Below are 21,771 nucleotides of genomic sequence, written 5' to 3' on the forward strand. Positions count from 1 at the left end.
GGTCGCCATGACGACAAGCCATGGAACCCAGTTCACTTGCCACTTCTCCCTACGAATGCCTCCACCGTGAACTTTCCCGAACTCTTGTCGCACAATCGCGTGATCTCGATCGTAGGGGATATTCTGCAAATTCAAGCCAACGGTGTCGCCCTGGGAGAACTGGCTTGGGTTGAAAATGGTGACCCAATCCCCTCGCTTGCGCAGGTCACCGAAATCAATCGCGATTGCGTTTCGTTGCAGGTATTTGCAGGGGGCAAAGGGCTTCGCTCCGACGCTCGGGTGCGGTTTTCCGGCCATGCCGCGCAAGTCTTATTCTCCGATAGCATCTTAGGACGCATTTTCAATGGTGCGGGGGCTCCCATCGACGGCGGACCCCACCTGCACGGCCAACGCCGCATCGATATTGGCGGCCCATCGGTCAATCCGATGATGCGAGTCGTTCCGTCACGGTTGATCGAAACCCAAGTTCCGATGATTGATGTCTTTAACTGCTTGGTCGAAAGCCAGAAGATTCCGATCTTCTCGATCGCCGGTGAACCGTACAACGAACTGCTCGCGCGAATCGCGATTCAAGCGGATGCGGACGTGGTCGTCTTTTGTGGGTTGGGATTGATTTTTGACGAGTTTCATTTCTTTCGAGATTCGTTTGAAAACGAGGGGGTGTTTCCGCATACGGTGATGTTTGCCAACCAGGCGTCGGATCCGATCGTCGAACGCTTGCTGGCTCCTGACCTGGCCTTGAAGGTGGCCGAGCGTTTTGCGGTCGAACAAAACAAACGCGTATTGGTATTGATGACCGACATGACGGCATTTGCCGACGCGTTGAAAGAGATCGGCGTGGCGATGGAACGAATCCCGTCGAACCGAGGCTACATGGGCGACCTCTACAGCCAATTGGCGTCGCGATACGAACGCGCCTGTGATTATCGAGGCGCCGGTTCCGTGACGTTGCTGGCCGTCACCACCATGCCCGGCAACGATGTGACCCACCCGGTACCGGACAACACCGGATACATTACCGAGGGACAGTTCTACTTGCACGATGGCATGCTTGACCCGTTCGGCTCGCTGTCTCGATTAAAACAGCAAGTGATTGGAAAAGTCACACGAGAAGACCATTCGGCTGTCATGAACACGATGATTCGTCTGTACTCGGGAGCTCGCCAGGCAGAGCAAAAACAACAAATGGCGTTCGAGTTGTCAGAGATGGACTACAAATTGCTGAAGTTTGGTCAATTGTTTGCTGAGCGGTTCATGCGAATTGATGTCGCCGTACCACTGGAAGAGGCTCTGGATCTAGGCTGGCGAACCATGGCCGAGTGTTTCGAGCCACAAGAGCTATTGGTTCGCGAGAATCTGCTGAGGAAGTATTATCCCAAATGATGACCCTGGCACTCAACAAGACGACGCTGAAACGACAACGCGACCAAGCAAAGCTTTACAAGCGGTTCTTGCCTTCGTTAGAGCTGAAGCGTCAGCAATTACAGGCAGCTTGGCGGCATTCCCAATCCGAGTTGGCCACGATCGAGGCCGAAATTCAGCGTCTAAGTGTGGAGTTACAAACACTGTATCCGCTGATGGGTGGTTCGACGATCGACATTTCCAATATATCCGATTGGGTGCGCGTTGCCGCGTTGGACATACAGACCGAGAACGTCGTTGGCACCTCGGTGCCGATCGTCTGTGAAATCCAATTAGAAGTCGACAACTACTCGCGGATGGTGATGCCATTTTGGGTCGATTCGCTCGTCGAGGGTCTCAAGCGGATGATTGATTTGCGTGTCAGGCTGAAAATTGCAGTCCAGAGGACGGAGTTGCTCGGAGCGGCACTACGGAAAGTAACCCAACGAGTTAATTTGTTTGAAAAGGTCTTAATTCCCAGGGCAGAGGAGAGCATCCGCCGGATCGTCATCTTCCTTTCTGACCAGGAACGTGCGGCGATCGTGCGTGCCAAAATCGCCAAAGCACGGTAAGTCCATTTTCCCTATCGGATCATGCTAAAGAATCACCCAAAAGAGAGCTTTCACAAAATCGACGATGAAGGGAGGAGAAGCGAAACTTGGCCATTGTTCCGCTGCAGCGAGTGACCTTAATCGGTGAACTAAGATTCCGCGACAAAGTCATCTTTGAACTACAACGCATGGGCTGTGTCCATGTCGTCGATAGGGGCGATGCTGACGAACGGACCGATCACACCGCGATGAGCCAAAACGACTTAAAATCGGCGATTGCCTTTTTGCAGCGATGCCCCGAACAACGCCCACCCTTTTCGCATTCGGCCACGTCGGATGAGATCAAGCGAATCGCAGAAAAAGTGCTGCAAACGGAGTCCGAATCAAGGGCTTTGGCAGAAGAAAGAGAGTCGCTTGCGGAGACAATCGAGCAGAATCGCCCGTGGGGAAACTTTCAGCTACCCTCGCCCGATGAACTTCGCGGTTTTCGGCTTTTCTTTTATCGCTTAACCCCTCGTCAAGTTCGCGAGCTTGTGGCGGACGTGAAGAGCAATTTCAACGCCAATCGGATCAATCGTGATCGGCAACATGAATACTGGGTGATCATCGCAGATCAGCCGCCAGCGGGGATGCCGTGCGAACCGGAGGTATTAGATGCTCGTCCGTTGGAACAGTTGAATTTGCGGCTATTCGAGATCGATCAGCGACGTGAAGCCTTGCAGGTCGAGCGGATCGCATTGACGCGGTGGTTGGACCATTTGGAGCAGGAGCTTGGCGTCGTGCAAGACGAAACGGCCCGAGCGATCGCGACCAAGCGATCACGGGTCGATGGCCCCGTTTTCGCTCTGCAAGGCTGGATACCCGCCCGTCAAATGGCGTCGCTTGAAACGTTCGCTCGCGAGAACATGCTGGTGTGCCTCAGTCGAGCACCGAAAACGGATGAACAGCCACCTACGCTGTTGAGCAATCCGCGACCGATCGCCGGTGCCGAAGGTGCGGTCACGTTTTTCATGACGCCCGGCTATCGCGCCTGGGATCCAACGTGGGTGATGTATTTTTCGTTCGCCGCTTTCTTTGCGATGATCTTGGCCGACGCCGGTTACGGCTTGGTGCTTGGCGTGATCTTAGCCTGCCTTGCTCCGTCACTTGGACGTACCGAAGCCGGACAGAGATTTCGTCAATTGGCCACGTTCATGGTCTTGGTCACGATCGTTTACGGCCTGGCGATTGGCAGCTTTTTTGGGTTCACTCCTGCTGAAGGAAGTTGGCTCGATTCCGTCGTGATCAAAAGCAATGGCCGTTCCATCATGCAAGACCGAGAAGCGATGATGTTGGTGTCGGCCACCATTGGCGTTTTCCATTTGGTGCTTGCTAACGCGGTCGTTGCATGGCGGTGGCTGGGCAGTGGGTATGCGTTTTCGTCCGTTGGCTGGGCGATTGCGCTGATCGGCGGCTGGTTACTGGCACTCGCCCAGCTCCCCAAACCCGATGTAATGGCGCTACTTGCCGATTGGCTTGGCAGTCAAGCGAGCCAATGGACTGAAGCGGTAACCCAGACCGGATCGTGGATGCTTGGCAGCGGATTGGTGTTGGTGTTTTTGTTTTCTAGCGTCCGGCCGGTCTTCTCGCCTTGCCCTCGTGATTGGCTCTGGCGCGGCCTTGACGGACTGATGGGACTGACCAGTGTGAGTAAAGCTTTCGGCGACGCGCTCAGTTACCTACGGCTATTTGCACTCGGGTTGGCAAGTGCTCAGCTGGCAATCGTGTTTAACCAACTGGCATCGGATGCCGCTCGGGTGCAAGGCGCAGGAATTCTGTTGGGTACCTTGGTGTTTTTGCTGGGCCATACTCTGAATCTATTGCTGGCCGTCGTCGGTGGCGTGGTCCACGGGCTACGCTTGAACTGTATCGAATTTTTCAGCTGGTCGCTCACCGACGAGGGGCAACCATTCGAAGCCTTAGAGATGAAAGCGAACAAATGATGGACGTACCATTTTGGGACATGATGGGCATGCTGGGGATCTACGCGCCACTAGCCTTGGGGGCGATTGGCAGCATCCTGGGTTGCAGCATCGGCGGACAAGCGGCATGTGGTGCGATGTTGGATGTGGAAAGCGGTTACGGACGTTTGGTCGGCTTGTCGGCGCTACCGTCGTCGCAAACCATTTATGGAATCGTCGTGATGTTGTCTCTAAACCGCACCGTCGATATCGAATCCGCACCGGGGCTGTTCGCGATCGGATCGCTATGTGGGGTGGCGCTGCTATTCAGCGGTTGGTTCCAAGGCAAATGCTGTGCATCAGCAATTCAAGTCACTAAGAGTAAGCCGGAAGTGTTTGGCTTGTCCGCCGCACCGGCGGCGATCGTAGAAGGATTTGCCGTGTTCGCGTTTATTTTCGCATTGATCTTGGCAGGCGGTTTGCCCGTCGCTGCCGGAGGAGTTTGATACGATGTCATCGATTTCCCCTGACCGCACCCGTGCTCATGGTGAACCCAATTCCAACGGTGCCGTGGGCGTCCAAGATCTGATCGATCGGCTAAAATCCGAAGGGGTCAAGGAAGGCCAACAGCAAGCGGCAACCGTTTTGGCCGAAGCCAAAAAGCAGGCCGCGAGAATCGTCGAGACGGCTCATGCCGAGGCCGACACGATTCTGCACGAAGCTCAGCAGCAGGCAGAGCGGACAACGACCAACGGCAAGCGAGCGTTGCAACTGGCCAAGCGTGACACAAGTTTGCAATTAAAAGAACAACTTGAGCATCAGTTTCGAGGTTGGATTGGCAACCTGGTGAGTCAGCAGCTCGATGCGCCGGAGTTGTTGACAGACTTGATTCGCGAGATGGCGAGCGAAGTGACCACGATGATTGCAGAGCCGACGGGATCATCAAGCGTTGATCATTCATCCTCTGTCGATCAACCATCGCGGGTCAAATTCTTGGTCGCAGGCGAGGAATCGGAATCGCTGGAAGCGTATGTCAAAGGGCAAGCCGCCGAGATGTTCCGTCAAGGTGTACAGCTCCAGGCGGATCGTTCACTTGATCACGGCTTTCGCGTTCAGTTGGCGGGGAAGTCGATCGAAATTGACTTTAGCGACGATGCTGTCACTGCAGCGCTAATGCGTTTCCTCGCACCAAAGTTTCGCAGAATCCTTGGATCGTCGTCCGAGGGAGAATGAGACGACATGAGTACCTACTACTATACTTTGGTCGCATCACTGCCGGCACTACCGCTCCATTTCGATTCTTGGCCGATCCCGGTTACTGCAGCCACGCTGCGAAGTCGCTTGTCGATGCTCGATGATCCGCATCGCAATACGGTCCAGCAGCTTTCTGACTTCTTTCGCTGGGACCGTCAACCGCGCGATCACAGCGACGCGGACGTCATCGCAAAACAGCGACGTTTGGGGATCGAAATCCGTAATCCACTGGTTGCTCGACTCGTCCGACATCGATTTGAAATGCGGACATTGGTCGCGGCGGTACGATCCAAACGCGCTGGCGACTCCGTACCCGAATTGCCGGATTTTCCCTTGTCCGCTGCGATCCGTCGGCACTGGGATCAGCCCTACTTTGGGTTGAATGTTCGCTATAGTTGGCTGGTTCGGTTTTGCCAAGCTCTCGACGACCATCAACCATCGCAAGCTCAACGACATTTGTTTGCAGAGCTATGGGATCATTGGCGTCGTATCGACCAGCTCTACCATTTTTCGTTTGAGTCGATTGTGTTGTACTTGGCCCGCTGGGAGATTTTGAGCCGCTGGGCCAGCCAGAACACGGAGTTGGGAAAACAACGATTTGACGGCTTGGTCGATAGCATTCTGCGAAAAGAGGGCGCTGCCCTGTTAAGCTTGTAGTGCTTCATTCAAGTATGAATTGATTGAACGCCTTTTTGAGCGTATTGAGGTTTCGAGATGACCACCACTGAAAAATGCACACCCGAAACCACCGCCAGTGTGTTGGGTGTCAATGGAAACATCGTGCGCATTGAATTGGGCGATTGCCGGATCATGAAAAACGAGGTTGCCTATGTTCGCGTCGGTGAGGAACGGTTGAAGGCAGAGGTGTTGCGCATCCGGGCGAACGAGGCCGACTTGCAAGTCTTCGAGGAAACCAGCGGAGTACGCTTTGGCGACAAGGTCGAGCTATCCGGCGAAATGCTGTCGGTTTCACTCGGCCCTGGATTGTTAGGCACCGTCTATGACGGCCTGCAAAACCCGCTCGCTGAGTTAGCCCAGCTCGATGGTTTCTTTCTCAAACGAGGCCGCGACTTGCCTGCGCTCCATGCCTCCACCACTTGGGATTTCACGCCTGCGTGCCGCGTTGGAGATTTGCTGGTTGCGGGCCAAACACTGGGGACCATACCCGAAAAGAACATTGTTCATAAGATCATGGTGCCGTTCGACACGACAGCCGCAATGAAAGTCAGCTCCATCGCCGAAGGGCGGCTGAGAACCGAAGCGTCGGTGGCAACGCTGACGGATCCGAAAGGCCGCACGCAGCAGATTCCGATGGTACAAACGTGGCCCGTTCGCCGTCCGATCTCGGCGATGATGCAACAGCAACGATTGATTGACCGCGAATTTCCATCCCAGCCGCTGATCACCACCACACGGATTATCGACACCTTCTTTCCGATCGCCCGAGGAGGAACCGCTTGCATCCCTGGACCGTTCGGGGCTGGCAAGACCGTCCTGCAAGGACTGATTGCCCGTTACTGTAGCGTCGACGTCGTGATCGTCGTCGCTTGTGGTGAACGGGCTGGCGAAGTCGTGGAGACGATTCATGACTTTGCTGAAATGCCCGATCCCCGTACGGGCGGAAAATTGATGGACCGTACGATCATCATCTGTAACACATCCTCGATGCCCGTCGCGGCACGCGAAGCGTCCATCTATACCGGCATCACGTTAGGGGAATACTATCGCCAAATGGGCTTGGACGTGCTGCTGCTTGCGGATTCGACCTCCCGTTGGGCCCAGGCGATGCGGGAAACCAGCGGTCGGCTGGAGGAGATCCCCGGCGAAGAAGCGTTTCCGGCCTACTTGGACAGCGCGATCAAGGAGCTTTATGAACGCGCCGGCGTGTTGCGATTGGCAGATGGCGAAACAGGCAGTCTGACACTGATCGGATCGGTATCGCCAGCCGGCGGTAACTTTGAAGAACCCGTCACTCAGTCAACGCTGGGTACGGTCAAATGCTTCTTGGGGTTATCGTATGACCGCGCATACAAACGTTTCTATCCCGCCATCGATCCGTTGATCTCTTGGTCCCGTTATCGAGAACAATTAGAAACATTTTTCAACACCCAAGTCGATCCGCATTGGTCCGCCAGTGTTGCGGCAATGCAGAAGCTGCTACGAAATGGCGAAAGCATTGAGCAAATGATGCAAGTGACCGGCGAAGAAGGGATCTCGATTGAGGACTACGTGACGCATCAGAAATCGATGTTTCTTGACATGGTCTATTTACAACAAGACGCCTACGATCCCGTCGACGTTTCGGTGTCTCTCGAGCGCCAGCGAGAGATGTTCTTGTTGTGTAAGCAACTAATCGACACTGAATACACGTTTGACGACAAGGAGCACGCGAGAACGTTTTTCACCAAGTTGACCGGACTACTGAAGAACCTCAACACAGCTCCAATTGAGTCCGATGACTACGCACGCTTTCACGCTCAAATCACCGATTTGGCCACGGACGTCTCGACTGCAACGTGAGCTTCGCAATTGCGGTTTCTTCGTGCGAGTTCGGATGTTCAATCACCCTGCCGCCTGTTTCCTGGTTCTCGGCAAGTGCTGTAAGGGGGGCGCAAGCAAACAAGCTCCGAAGAGGCCAGCTTGAAAAAAAACAACCAGAAAATGCGTAACCTGGGCCGCTGCACCGCTATTTCAATGCATCCCGCCCCCATCCCTTCGCCCCGCGGGGGCACCGGATGTCGGAGGCCACTTGCCTTTTTTTCCTCTGCTCCCCACTTTCGGAACCACCGCTGCTCGTGAAAATCCTAACCAATCCAGTCTCTGCTTTCATCCCCGAATTCCGGCCGTCGCTGACGCGTCGGGAACCCTCCATTTCCAACTTCAAAGCGGGTAAAGAGCTTCCAGTTGTGCTGCTTTTCATCCTTGCCGTTGCAACAAACGCCGTTGCACAATCAGGCGTCGGCACGGGTGGAAGCAAACATAGCCCTACTTCGCGATTTGCGTCCTACGAAGGTCGCATCCTGTGCGGTTATCAAGGCTGGTTCCGAGCCGCTGGTGATGGATCGGACGGGGGCTGGGGGCACTATGGTTCGCGAGGACGCTTTGATCCCGATCACTGCACGATTGACATCTGGCCGGATGTTTCGGAATACGAGACGACCTATGCGACCGACTTTAAGCTGGAGGATGGGACGCCCGCACGCGTGTTTAGTTCCCGTGATGCAAGCACGGTGGATGTCCACTTTCGCTGGATGAAACAGTATGGAATTGATGGTGTCTTCATGCAGCGTTTCTTTGGCGTCACGCGGAGCCCGCGAAGTCGACGCGAAGGACGCATCATTCTCGGAAACGCTTTGAGGTCGTCACAGAAACACGGACGAGCCATTTCGGTCATGTACGATTTATCCGGTCTGAAGCCAGGCGAAGATTGCTCCTCGGTGATCGATGACTGGAAGGAATTGGTTGACGAGATGAAGTTGACAAGCCAAGGCGAGGATCAAACCTACTTGTACCATCGCGGCAAACCGTTGGTGGCGATTTGGGGCATTGGCTTTCCCGACCGCCCCTACGACCTGCGGGAAATCGGCATTGAAAAGCTGTTGGACTTTCTAAAGAAAGATCCCGAATATGGCGGCTGCAGCGTCATGCTTGGGGTCCCAACCTATTTTCGAGATCTCGAAACCGACTGCGTCGGTGATCCCTACCTTCATGAAGTCATCGAACAAGCTGACGTCATCATGCCATGGATGGTTCAACGCTTCACATCACTCCTACACAACGAATTGGAACGATACGGGAATCACATCCAAGCAGATCTCTCTTGGTGCAAGCAACGTGGTGTGGATTATGTGCCATGTGCGTATCCCGGATTCAGCTGGTTCAACCTGAGCCGACACGAGTTTGATGGCCGCCATCCGCTGGACCAGAACCCACGTCAAAAAGGGGCGTTCTACTGGGGCCTCTTATCTACGGCGATCCAGTCGGGAGCACCGATGATTTACGTGGCGATGTTCGATGAAGTGGACGAAGCGACCGCGATCTTCAAGTGCACCGACCATCCTCCTCAGAACCAACCCCCTTCTCGCTTCCTGACCAACGAAGGCGTGCCCTCGGACCATTACCTGTGGCTAACCGGAAAGGCCGCTGAAGTGCTGCGCGGTGAACGCGAGCTTGACAAAAACCTCTATCAAGAAACCGAACATTAACCAAATCGTCGCCCCCTTCACTCGGAGCGACAGAAACAAAGGTTCGCGTGCAAAGCTCGGGTCGTGGACCGAAGACACTTACCAGCCGACTCGGACGGAGACGCCACCGTACGATGGATAAGTCGGTGCGTAATACCCGGATCCGTAGTAGCTGCCGTAACGGCCGACGCTAACGGATACTGGCGGCTGATAGTAAACCGGGGCGCGGTAATAAGTCGCAACCGGCGCGACGTAAACTCTTTGGACCACGACCGGTGCCGGAGCGTAATAGGATCGGCGAACTTGCCGCCGTGCATAGCCGCGTCCACCGAACGCATCGGCGGAATCAGCGCAAAAAGCAAGAGAAGTCGCGACAGCGACGGCAGTGAGCAGAATCTTCTTGATCATGGTGGTGTCTCCAGGGTTTGAGTCGTTCCATTGTGAGATAGGTTAGGCGGGTCGGCAACCGCCCCCCGGAGTACGGCCGCTTCCTATCGCCTTTCCCGGCTCTGACTTCAGGGTTGAAGCTGTCGAGACGTTCGACGGTTCATGAAGCAGACTGGCCGAGAGAGGATCCTGACCTGAAATAGGGTGATCGGGCCAATGATGAATCGCGTGGTGATGAGACGTCCATCTCTCAAAGAGGGGCTCGAAGTAAGTGAGTCGGCAGAAAGTGAAGGCTAAAGAGAGGACTCTGCGGTGTTGCGCCATCGATAAGAATCTGCATCCGTCTCGCTCGGTTTGGCTAATTCGCTCGTGACTTCGTGGTGAGATTCTTGATATAGGTACTGAGTGTACACACTGGATCCCACGCTACTCTTGCAAGCATTCGATCTGACATGAATCTCCACGACACAGGACCGTCATCGTATTGCATGGGCCAGCATGCTTTGGAAACGGGCACTCTTCGCGAGGACGCCCCTTCGACACCGCATGAAATCCAGTCCACCAAGCGAGCATTCCTGAGCGTGATTCGCAGCCGTGCGGACATTGGCGTCCATGCATTTCTGGTTGGCAGGACGGTGATCGGGCGCAACACGACTTGCACCTTTCCGCTTCACGACCTCAAAGTGTCGGGGCATCACGCCACGATCACGCCCGAGCGGGATGGCGAGTACATTCTTGAAGACATGAATTCGACGAATGGTACGCGAGTCGACGGAACGGCGATCCTTGGTCGGACGGTGCTGCGCGATGGCGACAAAATCTTGATCGGTGAGACGGTAATTCGCTTCTCGCTTGCCGACGAATTCGATATCGACTTTCATAGTGAAGTCGCAACACTCGTCGGCACCGATCCACTTACGGGCTTACCCTCGAAACGTCGATTTGACGAAGCATTGGAATTCACGCTTCAAAACATGGTAAGACGCGACACTCCGCTCGCGGTCTTGATGATGGACATGGACGGCGTCAAACAGATCAACGATACCCACGGACACCTATACGGCGCACATGTCATCGGCGAAACCGGGCGACTGATCGCAAAGGTGCTTGGATCGACGGGACAAGCTTGCCGCTTCGGTGGCGACGAGTTCAGTGCATTCTTGCCTGGCCACCAACTGGACGCCGCCTGTTCGATCGGTGAGCAGATTCGCAAAGCGGTTGAATCCGCAGGATTTGAGAAGAATGGCATTGCGTTGCGTCCTACCATCAGCATCGGAGTGTCGTGCTATCCAAACACGCCTGCCGACTCACTATCGCTGATCACGAGCGCCGACGCTGCACTCTATCGAGCCAAAGCCAAAGGGAAAAACTGCGTGACGGGGTAGTCCGTGTCGCACTGCCCCCCCTTTCGGAAATTCGACTAGAATGGGGGCTGACTTCCTGCGATGCCACTTTCAGAAGGACGCTATGGGTGAGAGTGATTCCTACGAACCGCCACAAGACCTCAATGACACCTTCGAGAATTCGACTTCCGGTTCGCTGGAAACCGGGCCAGTCGAAACCGGATCGATGCAGGGTGGGTCGCTGCGGGTTGGATCGATGGAATACGAGCCGTTTCCCCAGCCTGAGCGGATTGGGCGCTACCGAATCGTTAAGATCCTCGGCAAGGGTGGATACGGAGTGGTTTATCTGGCAATCGATGAGAAATTGGAGCGTCAGGTTGCCATCAAGGTTCCTCACCAGAGGTTGGTTTCACAGCCGGCAGCCGCTTCTGCGTACTTGAACGAGGCACGCACGGTTGCCAATTTGGACCATCCCCACATCGTGCCAGTCTACGATATTGGCACTACGGAAGCGTGCCCCTGTTTTATTGTCGCGAAGTTCATTGACGGGACCGACTTGGCGGCAAAACTGAGGCGAGCTCGCCTGTCCTTCACTCGTTCGGTTGATCTGGTCGCGACGGTGGCGGATGCGATGCACTACGCACACCAGCAAGGGGTTGTCCATCGGGACGTCAAACCGGGAAACATTCTTATCGATGTCGAAAGCAAGCCCTGGTTGGTTGATTTTGGACTGGCGTTGCGCGAGGAAGAATTTGGCCATGGGAAGAGTTATGTAGGTACGGCACTCTACATGAGCCCCGAGCAAGCCCGCGGTGAAGGACATCGGGTGGATTCGCGTTCGGATATCTTCAGCCTCGGTGTCGTCTTCTATGAGTTGCTCGCTGGAATCCATCCGTTTGCCGGAGGGGCGACCAAGGAAATTCTTGCACGCATTAGTCGCGAGGATGCACGGCCGATAAGCCAGTTTGTCCCCAGCTTGCCCAAAGAGATCGAACGCATTTGCCAAAGGGCTATGGCAATGCGTGCCAGCGAGCGCTATTCATCGGCAATCGAGTTTGCCGATGATTTGCGGCGTTTCCTGAGCGAATCATCGGCTGCACCAAGCGACACCGCCCAAGCGGGCAACGAGTCTGCTACGATTGCCGGCGAGGTTTCTGCGACGTCGAGCCCCACGTCTGCGGCGGCCCACACACTCGGGGACGCAAGCGATTCGATGGTATCAAGGAAAAGGACACCCGCAATTCGGATCCTTCCCAAAGGCCTGCGATCGTTCGATGCGCACGATGCCGATTTCTATCTGGATTTGTTGCCGGGGCCTCGGGACCGTGATGGATTGCCGGACGCCGTGCGGTTCTGGAAGCATCGTATTGAACAGTTCGATTCCGATCGTACGTTTTCCGTCGGTGTGATTTATGGGCCGTCGGGTTGTGGGAAATCTTCGCTGGTCAAGGCCGGTTTGCTGCCGCTGCTGTCCGAGGATGTTTGCGCGGTTTATGTCGAGGCAACCGCCACGGATACAGAGTCTCAGCTGTTGCATCGGATCCGCAAACAGACACCGAATCTGGAATCCAACCTTGGGCTGCAACAGATCTTGGCCACCGTCCGGGGAGCTCGTGGAATTCCGCAAAGCAAGAAACTGCTGATCGTGATTGACCAGTTTGAGCAATGGTTGCACGTCCAGAAGGACATCGAGAACACCGACTTGGTGGCAGCGCTTCGGCAATGCGATGGTGGACGCGTGCAGTGCATGGTGATGGTGCGAGACGAGTTCTGGTTGACGGTGAGTCGCTTCATGCGGGCACTCGAGGTACGTCTTGAAGAGGGGCAAAACAGCGCTCTGGTTGACTTGTTCGATGAGGATCACGCCCAGAAAGTGCTGGCTGCATTTGGGGCTGCCTACGGGAAAGTCCCCGAACTGACCGAGCAGATGTCTGAGGAGCAGAGGGAATTTCTGAAGCGGTCAGTGGCTGCACTCTCCAACGACGGAAGAGTGGTTTGTATACGATTGGCGTTGTTGGCAGACATGATGAAGAGCAAACCGTGGACGACCGACGGTCTGCGGCACGCCGGTGGCACACAAGGTGTTGGAGAGACGTTTCTCGAAGAGACGTTTTGCGTTTCCACAGCACCTCCGAGACACCGCTACCACGAGCACGGTGCCCGCGCGATCCTGAGAGCTCTGCTGCCGAAACGTGGAACCGACATCAAAGGACCGGTCAAGTCTCGCGATGCATTGCTTCAGGCCTCAGGCTATGTGGGTCGCCCGAAAGAGTTTGAGGAGCTGATAAGAATTCTCGATTCCGAACTGCGTCTTATCTCTCCCATGGATACCGCGTTGGACAGTTCACAAAAGCATGCGGAGGGGAATCGTCCCGTTGTCGAGCAAACGTTCTATCAATTGACCCACGACTATCTGGTCCATTCGCTGAGGGCATGGTTGACGGGCAAGCAGAAGGAAACACGACGAGGTCGAGCTGAAATTCGACTCGCCGAACGTTCCGCTCTGTGGAATGCCAGACCGGAAACCCGCCAGCTACCAACTTGGTGGGAATATCTATCGATTCGTCTTTTCACCCAATCGAGCCAGTGGAGTCCCCAAGAGCGGAAGCTCATCAAGAACGCCCAACGGCACCATCTCATCCGAAAGGCCGGACTCATCGCCTTCTTCGTCATCCTCGCATTCGCAACGTGGCAGCTGCTTGATTCCGTTCACAAACGCCAGCTCCGGGTTGAGGGCATGCTTCAAAAACAAGCGGCCATCAGTCGCACGGTGACCTTGCTGCAACAGTTGCGCGACATCGATACGGCGTCGGTTCCGGCTGTTGTTGCAGAGCTAGAAAACTGCCAACCCTGGGCTGATCCCATCATTTGGGAAGGCTTCCAACAGGCACCGAGCAGTTCCAAGCAGAAGCTTCACCTTGCACTTGCACTCCTTGCGACGGACCCAGCAGTCGTCGATTACGTCGTCGGAGCATTGCCGGGGCTTGACGATGTGTCGCTTGACGTGGCGCGTCAGGCCCTGCTGCCGCATAAGGATGCGACCTGTCGGGCTCTTTGGCGTCAGTTCAACGACTCGCAGCTCGATGAAGCGGAGTTGTTGTCAACGGCACTCTTGCTGGCATCGTTTTCGCCCGACGACGCCAGATGGAAGCAGCTTGCCCCAAGCGTCGCAATGCAGCTGACGAAGGTAACTCGCCCTGAAGCGTACGTTGACAAAATGGGGACGGTGACTCCGATGCTTGTGGAGCCGCTGCGAAGTTTGCTCCATGACGCGGCGTTACCCCATGTTCAAAGGATGCGGGCCACGATAGCGATTTGCCGTATTCTCAGCGTTGAACAACAGATTGCGGAAGGTTTTCCGGATCAACTCGTGGAGTGGATCTTAGAAACGAATGATGTGAACGCATTCCAGAGCCTGATTGGGGCGTTGCGTCCCCATTCGTATGGCGTTCAACGCCAGATGCGAGCGACGCTCAAGGAGCTGGCTGAAGCCGTTCCGTTGAATCAACGCATGAACGCCGCTGTCGTCTTAATCCATTTTGGCGACGCGGATGACGTCTGGGCGTTACTCCGACATGGTCCCGAGCCGTCCATGCGGAATCAATTGCTTGACCGCCTCAACCACTTCGCTGTGAATCACTCACAACTTGTCAATCAGTTGGCCAAACAGGAGGACGCTTCGGTTCGACAAGCGATTGTGTTATTGCTAGGAGGGCTCACGGAGGAGTTGCTTTCCGATGAACGCCAAGGCATTGCCAAGCAACTCGAAGCTTTGTACATGGACGACCCCGATGCTGGGGTTCATTCCGCAGTCAACTGGACGTTTCGCAAGTGGAAGATGGAATCCAGACTCGCGCAACTGGATGGCAAACTGCAGCGTCAATCTGAATGGGGACCCAAGCAGCAGAACGACTGGAGCATCAATTCCATCGGGCAAACCTTCATCCGGATCTTACCGCCATCCAGATCGGCTGCGGGAGATACGTCGGTCGGCACAGCGCTCCATTCAACGAAGATTGATTACCCATTTGCCATTGCAGATCGCGAAGTCACCGTAGCGGATTTTCGCGTGTTTCGTAAGCAACACAAGCATGACGTCAAGTTTGCTGCCGACATCGAATGTCCTGTCAATGATGTTACTTGGTACGACGCCGTTGCGTTCTGTAACTGGCTCAGTGACCAAGAGGGGCTTGCTCGTTGTTACGAACCCAATACCGCATCGAACGATGCCGTTGGCATTCGGATTCCCGAGGATTTCATGCAACGCGATGGCTATCGTCTGCCTACGACTGCGGAATTGGAGTGTCTTTGTCGAGCCGGCACGGTTTCTACCTACGCTTTTGGTGACTCCATTCGCCTGCTCGATCACTTTGCTTGGTACGAGCGGAATTCTCAGAACTCCACCTGGCCGGTTGGCAGTAAGTGGCCAAATGTGTGGGGAGCCTTTGACACCAATGGCAATGTCTGGGAATGGACTCAGGATCTTGAGCGAGAGGCCGATCGATCCACGGATCATCTGGTCTCGGATAGGGAGGCGAGATTGTTGTGGGGGGGAGCCTTCGACAACCCGGCGAATCGTGTGGAGTCCACGGATCGGCTGGTGCATTTTCCGTACGAGTCCAAATACAGTTATGGATTTCGCCCGGCACGCACTCTCGCCAAACACCTCGCCCTCTAATACGCTTGCAACTGATTTCATTGTTCCGAAGTGAGCTCGGTTCAATCAGCGGTTGTTTGCCTCGCCCGTTGCTATTTCGGTACCTCTCTCTCGTTACGCCAAGATGTCTTTAATCACCTTCGCGGGTTTTACCCCCGTTAGCTTGAAATCGAGTCCTTGGAACTTGTAGGTAAAGCGGTCATGGTCAATACCCAACAGGTGCAGCATCGTCGCGTGGAAGTCGCGAATGTGAACCGGATTCTCGACCGCGTTGTATCCGAGCTCGTCGGTGGACCCGTAAGTCATTCCGGCGCGGACACCTCCTCCAGCGAGCCATATGCAGAAACCCTTAATGTGATGGTCACGTCCGTCGCCTTGAGCCATCGGCGTGCGTCCAAATTCGCCACCCCAAACGATCAGTGTTTCCTCGAGCATGCCGCGTTGTTTGAGATCTTTTACGAGCGCCGCCGTCCCTTGGTCCACTAAGGACGCCGTCTTCGCGACTCCGCGCTTGACGCCGCCGTGGTGATCCCAACCACGATGGTAGAGCTGGATGAACCGGACACCGCGCTCCGCCAACCGTCGAGCCAATAAACAATTGCTATTGAAGGATCCATCGCCCGGAGTGCATCCGTACATGTCGACGATCTTTGGTGGTTCCGACGAAAGATCGGTCAATTCGGGAACTGAAGTCTGCATTCGGAACGCCATTTCATAAGCACCGATTCGCGTTGCGATCTCAGGATCTTCGAGTGCCTCGTTACGATGCAAGTTAATTTGAGAAACCGCATCCACAATCTCTCGCTGCTGTTTCTTACCGACTCCAGCCGGATTGCCGACGTAATGAACAGGATTGCCGGTCGAGTGCATTTGCACACCTTGGAAACGGCTTGGCAAAAAACCGGAGTGCCATTGCCGAGAGCTGATCGGTTGGCTTTGGCCGCCTCCTTCACTCGTCAAAACAACAAAGCCCGGCAAGTCCTTGGTTTCGGCACCAAGTCCATACATCACCCACGATCCCATCGAAGGACGACCGCTGATCACGGTTCCGGTGTTGAAAAAGGTATGTGCAGGGTCGTGATTGATTTGCTCGGTATGCATGGACTTAATGACGCACATGTCATCGGCCAAGTCACCAATGTGTTGGAACACGGTTGACATTTCCATCCCGCACTTTCCGTGTCGGACAAACGGGTGCTGGGGTCCCATGACATTGAGAGCCGCATTCTGCAGCTGGGCGATCGGCTGGCCTTTGGTCAGCGACTCCGGCATCGGCTTTCCATCGAGTCGGGCGAGTTCAGGCTTGTAGTCAAAAGTCTCAAACTGACTTGGACCACCTGCCATACAGAGGTGGATCACTCGCTTGATACGAGGCGCGTGATGCGGAAGGACCGAAGCCGATGCGGTCTCGTCCTGCATAAGCGCAGCGAGTGCCACCGACCCTACTCCGGCGCGTTTGAGAAAGGTACGCCGAGCTAAGTGAGGACCGCTGCAAAGGAAGTCGTTTTTCATGAGGGTCTGCAAATGGAGTATTGCGCGGTAAACAAAGGCCGTTTGCCATCCAACGCTGTGATCAATAACGCATGATGGTTTCTTGTAGGTTCAGCAGCACACGTGCCACACCGGTCCAGGCAGCCAGTTCGGTGGTATCGAGATCCTCGGCAACGGGCGAATCGCCAATCGAAACCAGATCCTTCGCTTGCTGCGCGTGTTCTTCATAGTGCACACGATGGTCGAGGTAGATCTGCCGCAGTTCGTCTGCGACAAAGGAATCAACTTTTCGAGAAAGCACCTCCAGATGTGACCAGCCGATCTTCTCGTCGACCGACGATCCACCTTCACGCATGATCCGCGCGGCGAGGGCGCGAGCTGCTTCGACGAAGGTTGGATCGTTGAGCAACGTTAACGCCTGCAGCGGAGTGTTGGATCGCGAACGCATGGCCGTGCATTCTTCACGGCTTGGTGCATCAAAGGCCTTCAGCATCGGATGCAAAAATGTTCGCTGCCAATGCGTGTAGACGCCGCGCCGATATTGGTCGGGGCCCTTGTCTGCCACGTACTGACGACGGGGAAAGTTCAATTGGTCGTAATACCCACTGGGCTGATACGGTCGGGTGCTCGGTCCGCCGATCTGCTCCACCAACAGGCCGCTTAACAACAGTGCATTGTCACGAACCATCTCGGCACTGATGCGAAATCGACCCTGACGAGCAAACCATTCGTTGTAGGGATCGGTGCTTCGCAGATTCGGACTTGGCTTGGACGATTGACGATAGACGGAACTGTTTGCGATCAACTCCATGATATGCTTGATGTTCCAGTTTGACTCGACGAACTCGACGGCGAGATAGTCGAGCAGCTCGGGATGACTCGGGAACGAACCTTGACCACCAAAGTCATCGATGCTCTCACAGAGCCCTCGTCCGAACATCAAATACCACAACCGATTGACCATGGTTCGCGAGGACAACACGTTATCGCTTTGACAAAGCCAGTTGGCGAGGTCCAACCGAGTCGCCGGTCGTCCCGCTACGTCAAGCGAGCCCAAAAATTCAGGAATTGCCGGTTCGACAATCTCACCCGTATCATCCATCCAATCACCGCGGCGCAAAAGGCGTACCGGCCGGGGGCTAACCGCGCGGCTGACCACGGTCGTCGTAGCACTTTCCAAGATCGCCCGCTGCTCCGTTTGCAACCGATCAAGCACAGCATTCAACTCGACCAAGGATGGCGAAACCGACAAATAGTAGTCGCTCAGTTGCTTGCTCTGAGCTGGGTCTCGATCGGATGGGTCGGACGAGAGGATTTCGGCAATTCGAGTTGGCATGCCTTGCCTGTGATTCCAGCCCGCGTCATCCCAAACTGCCGCACCTTCAAATTGCGTAAACGCCATGCCAGCGATGGTATCGCCTGGTTTGAAACCGACCTCGGCGGCATCGACCTCCAATCGCACCCATTTGCCAAGTTCAGGCAAGCCACCTCGACGCCGATATCCGTTCCAATCTTCCGGCCTGCGGCCGTAGTTGATATCGTCCGTCCCCCATGCCGCTCGGTGATCCCATGAATGGCCATCATGAAATTGCAACATCACGGAGCGGGGTGGAGTGTTTGGATCGAGATAAACCCAGGCCCACAATTGCATGTCCGCCTCAACCGTGACCGATTTCTCAGCATCAACAAAGTAATGCTGGACGATCCCGTCGCCCGATTGGATCCGAGAAGACTGCCCGCTGTGCACGGGAGCTTTGTCGGAGGCAACAAAATTCCACGTGCCTGAACTTTCACCGCCGGTATCTTGGGCGTCATCGATCCAAACGTTCACAATCGCCTCGTGAGTGTCGCTGAGCGACGCCACCGCGCCCCGCTCCCACTCGGCTTGTGTTTTCAGCAACTGCCGCTTGAGTGACTGCAACGTTTCCGTAGCCTTGTCAATCTTGGCCTGCGTTTCGTCGAGTGCTTTCTGCTCCGCCGCAGAGGGAACCGGGATCTCTGGTGGCCGAACGCGGGCCGAATACACACCTTTTTCCTCGAGATCCGCAAAGAACGCACCGAGTGCATAAAAATCTTTCGAGGTGTATGGATCATACTTGTGGTCATGACATTGAGCACAACCGAGGGTCGCCCCCATGAACACTTGCGAAACGTTGCGAACACGATCGGCAAAGTAGATCGCCAGGTACTCTTTTGATTGCGCCCCCCCCTCTTCGGTCGTTTGATTCAACCGATTGTACCCCGATGCAACCAATTGATCGATCGTCGGGTTAGGTAACAAGTCACCAGCGAGTTGCTCACGCACAAATTGATCGTAGGGCAGACCGTTGTTGAATGCATGGATCACATAGTCGCGATAGGGCGATTGCGACACGTTCTGATCACCGTGGTAACCCACCGTGTCCGCATAGCGAACCAAGTCGAGCCAATAGATCGCCATCCGTTCGCCAAAGCGGGGCGAGTCAAGAAACCGTCGGACAAGATCCTGATACGCTTGCTCGGAGGAGGCACCCGCAAACGCGTTCACTTCGGTGCTTGTCGGAGGCAAACCGGTTAAGTCGAACGCAAGTCGTCGAATCAAGGTGACCGAATCGGCAGGGGGGGAGGGTTCGACGCCGATTTGCTCCAATTTTGACAAAACAAACCGGTCCAGATCGTTTCGAACCCAATGGGTGTCCTGCACGCTAGGAATTTCGCCCCGTCGAAGCGGCGTGTAAGCCCAGTGCGGTTGATACTTGGCACCTTCATGAATCCAGCGCCGGATGAGCTCAATTTGTCCTTCATCAAGCGGCTTGTGAACGTGCGTCGGAGGCATCTTCTCGTCTTCGTCATCCGACAGAATCCGGCGAAACATCTCACTCTCGTCGGCGTTTCCCGGCGAGATGGCTCCCGCATCGATCGCTTCGAGGGGCAAATCCAACCTTAAACCGCCCTCGACGGTTTCGGCATCGGGACCATGACAGGCAAAGCATCGATCGGAAAGGATCGGGCGAATGTCGCGGTTGAACGAGATCGGACGTTCGCTCGCCGCGGCCAGCGGGAGGATCGCCAGCCAACTGATCATGGAAAACGCAACTTTTGTCAAAGTCATCGGTTTAGATCCGGAGCGATTTGATTCGTCGGGGTAATGCCAGGTGCTGACCTTTTCTTTTGGACAACCTGCTTAGGCTTGCCGGCATCCACCGACCGCAGATATCCCTGCAGTTTTTCTTGAAGCGCGGCGGCCCGGTCAGCCTGCTCGCCGGAAACATCGTTCCCTTCTTCGGTCGGGTTCGAAGCGAGATCAAACAACTCGTGCCGATCGACTTCGCCATTGCGTTTCCAAAAGAGCATCAGCTTTTGCTCGTTCGTGCGGATCGCCGAAAAGAGTTTATCCGGGCGATGAAAGAAAATCGCACCGCTCGGTCTAGCGAGTGACGATTTGTTGGAACGGACCAGCAATTTCCGAATACTCACTCCATCAATCTCGTCGGACAAACGAGAGACATCGCCCCCAGCCAGATCAAGAAAGGTCGGCAGAAAGTCATAACCCACCACCGGGACGCGACAAACCGACCCAGCCGGAATGTTTGGACCACGTGCAACGAATGGCACGCGGATGCCACCTTCATAAAGGCTGTGTTTGGCACCCGTCAGTGGAAGATTGGTTGGCGGCAACTCATCATCGCCACCCGGGATACTCCCGCGGCCGCCATTATCGGCCGTAAAGAAAATGTACGTGTTCTTTTCGATTCCGAGTTTCGTCACCGTGTCGACCAATCGTCCAACCCCGGCATCCAGTTCGTCGAGCATGGCTGCCCATGCTGGCGGATAGCGCCGATCGGGAACGCCCTTCGCCCCGTACTTCTCCAGCGTCTTGGCACTCGTGACAACCGACAAGTGCTGTGCATAGTAACTGACCTGAACGAAGAACGGCAAATCGGCTTTGACTTGATCGTCCATAAATTCAATCGCACGAGTCGTGATCGAGCTCGTTCGTTTTGGGTCTTCGTTGTCGATGAAGTGTGGAGGGCCATCATCGTGCGATCCAACGACGCCAAGTGAGGATGGCATTCCACCGGTCTTGTTGCCCGTCATCCCATCGCTCCGATCGTAGCCACACTCTTCGGGCGTCGAGACCATATTCTCGCCCCATTTTCCGAAGTGAGCACACCGGTAATTTGCGTTGCTTTCCTTCAACGACTTTGGGATCGTCGCGTGATCCTTGGGGATCCATTGACTCTTGAACTCCGGACCGCTGCGAGCGGTTGATGTTCCACAGAGGATACTACGTCGAGTCGGCGTGCAAAGCGGCGCAGGCGAATAGCCCGATGTAAAACGCATGCCTTCGCGCATCAGTCGAACCATGTTCGGAGTTTCCAGGTACAGACTTCGAGCGTCGGCAACCTCGGGATCCATGGACTCGGACATTTGGCTCCAACCATGGTCGTCCGTCAAAATCAGAATAAAATTGGGTGATCTCGCGTGCGTGGATGAAGCGAACACAAGACAGAGCAGCATCGTTGCAGCGAGGTGGAACCGTTTCATCGAGAATGCAATACTCGTTCGTGGTTGTTGCTAGGC

14 protein-coding genes are annotated in these 21,771 nt (G+C 55.2%); 10 read left to right on the forward strand and 4 right to left on the reverse strand.

Going from position 1 to position 21,771, the window contains the following annotated elements:
• Nucleotides 1-66 precede the first annotated feature (66 nt).
• From Poly41_RS25655 to Poly41_RS25690, 8 genes are all read left to right on the forward strand, one after another.
• On the forward strand, nucleotides 67-1,383 hold the full coding sequence (locus tag Poly41_RS25655) for a V-type ATP synthase subunit B (RefSeq protein WP_231615934.1): 1,317 nt from the start codon (nucleotides 67-69) through the stop codon (nucleotides 1,381-1,383).
• Nucleotides 1,380-1,973: a V-type ATP synthase subunit D gene (locus Poly41_RS25660; RefSeq protein WP_146530236.1), complete on the forward strand. Its 594-nt coding sequence runs from the start codon at nucleotides 1,380-1,382 to the stop codon at nucleotides 1,971-1,973. Before Poly41_RS25655 ends, Poly41_RS25660 begins: the two co-directional genes overlap by 4 nt.
• Nucleotides 1,974-2,059: 86 nt before the next feature.
• A complete protein-coding gene (locus tag Poly41_RS25665) occupies nucleotides 2,060-3,934 on the forward strand; it encodes a V-type ATP synthase subunit I (protein ID WP_146530237.1) in 1,875 nt (624 codons plus the stop codon).
• Entirely contained in the window at nucleotides 3,931-4,398 is a 468-nt protein-coding gene (locus Poly41_RS25670) for an ATP synthase subunit C (RefSeq protein ID WP_231615935.1), read from the forward strand. Before Poly41_RS25665 ends, Poly41_RS25670 begins: the two co-directional genes overlap by 4 nt.
• A gap of 4 nt (nucleotides 4,399-4,402) precedes the next feature.
• Nucleotides 4,403-5,125 (forward strand): hypothetical protein, encoded by a 723-nt coding sequence (locus Poly41_RS25675; RefSeq protein ID WP_146530238.1) that lies wholly within the window; start codon nucleotides 4,403-4,405, stop codon nucleotides 5,123-5,125.
• 6 nt (nucleotides 5,126-5,131) lie between these two features.
• Nucleotides 5,132-5,803, forward strand: a complete 672-nt coding sequence (locus Poly41_RS25680) for a hypothetical protein (RefSeq protein ID WP_146530239.1) — start codon at nucleotides 5,132-5,134, stop codon at nucleotides 5,801-5,803.
• 57 nt (nucleotides 5,804-5,860) lie between these two features.
• Nucleotides 5,861-7,666: a V-type ATP synthase subunit A gene (locus tag Poly41_RS25685; protein ID WP_146530240.1), complete on the forward strand. Its 1,806-nt coding sequence runs from the start codon at nucleotides 5,861-5,863 to the stop codon at nucleotides 7,664-7,666.
• 275 nt (nucleotides 7,667-7,941) lie between these two features.
• Nucleotides 7,942-9,351 (forward strand): glycoside hydrolase family 71/99-like protein, encoded by a 1,410-nt coding sequence (locus tag Poly41_RS25690; RefSeq protein WP_197231628.1) that lies wholly within the window; start codon nucleotides 7,942-7,944, stop codon nucleotides 9,349-9,351.
• A 78-nt stretch (nucleotides 9,352-9,429) separates the two neighbouring features.
• Here the strand turns inward: Poly41_RS25690 and Poly41_RS25695 are convergent, their stop codons facing one another.
• Nucleotides 9,430-9,738: a hypothetical protein gene (locus Poly41_RS25695; protein WP_146530241.1), complete on the reverse strand. Its 309-nt coding sequence runs from the start codon at nucleotides 9,736-9,738 to the stop codon at nucleotides 9,430-9,432.
• A 431-nt stretch (nucleotides 9,739-10,169) separates the two neighbouring features.
• Between Poly41_RS25695 and Poly41_RS25700 the strand changes: the two genes are divergently transcribed.
• The gene (locus Poly41_RS25700) at nucleotides 10,170-11,102 is read left to right on the forward strand and encodes a GGDEF domain-containing protein (protein WP_146530242.1); all 933 of its coding nucleotides are present in this window, start codon (nucleotides 10,170-10,172) and stop codon (nucleotides 11,100-11,102) included.
• Between the two features lie 40 nt (nucleotides 11,103-11,142).
• Nucleotides 11,143-15,738, forward strand: a complete 4,596-nt coding sequence (locus Poly41_RS25705; protein ID WP_146530243.1) for a protein kinase domain-containing protein — start codon at nucleotides 11,143-11,145, stop codon at nucleotides 15,736-15,738.
• 93 nt (nucleotides 15,739-15,831) lie between these two features.
• Here the strand turns inward: Poly41_RS25705 and Poly41_RS25710 are convergent, their stop codons facing one another.
• The 3 genes from Poly41_RS25710 to Poly41_RS25720 all read right to left on the reverse strand — a co-directional run bounded on the left by Poly41_RS25710 (nucleotide 15,832) and on the right by Poly41_RS25720 (nucleotide 21,735).
• Nucleotides 15,832-17,229 carry a DUF1501 domain-containing protein gene (locus tag Poly41_RS25710; protein WP_146530244.1) on the reverse strand — a complete coding sequence of 466 codons (1,398 nt, stop codon included), beginning with the start codon at nucleotides 17,227-17,229 and terminating at the stop codon, nucleotides 15,832-15,834.
• A 61-nt stretch (nucleotides 17,230-17,290) separates the two neighbouring features.
• The gene (locus Poly41_RS25715) at nucleotides 17,291-20,299 is read right to left on the reverse strand and encodes a DUF1553 domain-containing protein (RefSeq protein WP_146530245.1); all 3,009 of its coding nucleotides are present in this window, start codon (nucleotides 20,297-20,299) and stop codon (nucleotides 17,291-17,293) included.
• Nucleotides 20,296-21,735 carry a sulfatase gene (locus Poly41_RS25720; RefSeq protein ID WP_146530246.1) on the reverse strand — a complete coding sequence of 480 codons (1,440 nt, stop codon included), beginning with the start codon at nucleotides 21,733-21,735 and terminating at the stop codon, nucleotides 20,296-20,298. Before Poly41_RS25720 ends, Poly41_RS25715 begins: the two co-directional genes overlap by 4 nt.
• Nucleotides 21,736-21,771 lie beyond the last annotated feature (36 nt).

Source organism: Novipirellula artificiosorum, assembly GCF_007860135.1.
GTDB lineage: Bacteria > Planctomycetota > Planctomycetia > Pirellulales > Pirellulaceae > Novipirellula_A > Novipirellula_A artificiosorum.

What these genes read in the sequence shown, in the direction of transcription:
- Poly41_RS25705 (WP_146530243.1), top strand. Translation starts at nt 11,143, where the DNA reads ATGGGGGCTGACTTCCTGCGATGCCACTTTCAGAAGGACGCTATGGGT.
- Poly41_RS25695 (WP_146530241.1), bottom strand. Translation starts at nt 9,738, where the DNA reads ATGATCAAGAAGATTCTGCTCACTGCCGTCGCTGTCGCGACTTCTCTT.
- Poly41_RS25675 (WP_146530238.1), top strand. Translation starts at nt 4,403, where the DNA reads ATGTCATCGATTTCCCCTGACCGCACCCGTGCTCATGGTGAACCCAAT.
- Poly41_RS25680 (WP_146530239.1), top strand. Translation starts at nt 5,132, where the DNA reads ATGAGTACCTACTACTATACTTTGGTCGCATCACTGCCGGCACTACCG.
- Poly41_RS25685 (WP_146530240.1), top strand. Translation starts at nt 5,861, where the DNA reads ATGACCACCACTGAAAAATGCACACCCGAAACCACCGCCAGTGTGTTG.
- Poly41_RS25660 (WP_146530236.1), top strand. Translation starts at nt 1,380, where the DNA reads ATGATGACCCTGGCACTCAACAAGACGACGCTGAAACGACAACGCGAC.
- Poly41_RS25700 (WP_146530242.1), top strand. Translation starts at nt 10,170, where the DNA reads ATGAATCTCCACGACACAGGACCGTCATCGTATTGCATGGGCCAGCAT.
- Poly41_RS25710 (WP_146530244.1), bottom strand. Translation starts at nt 17,229, where the DNA reads ATGAAAAACGACTTCCTTTGCAGCGGTCCTCACTTAGCTCGGCGTACC.
- Poly41_RS25670 (WP_231615935.1), top strand. Translation starts at nt 3,931, where the DNA reads ATGATGGACGTACCATTTTGGGACATGATGGGCATGCTGGGGATCTAC.
- Poly41_RS25715 (WP_146530245.1), bottom strand. Translation starts at nt 20,299, where the DNA reads ATGACTTTGACAAAAGTTGCGTTTTCCATGATCAGTTGGCTGGCGATC.
- Poly41_RS25720 (WP_146530246.1), bottom strand. Translation starts at nt 21,735, where the DNA reads ATGAAACGGTTCCACCTCGCTGCAACGATGCTGCTCTGTCTTGTGTTC.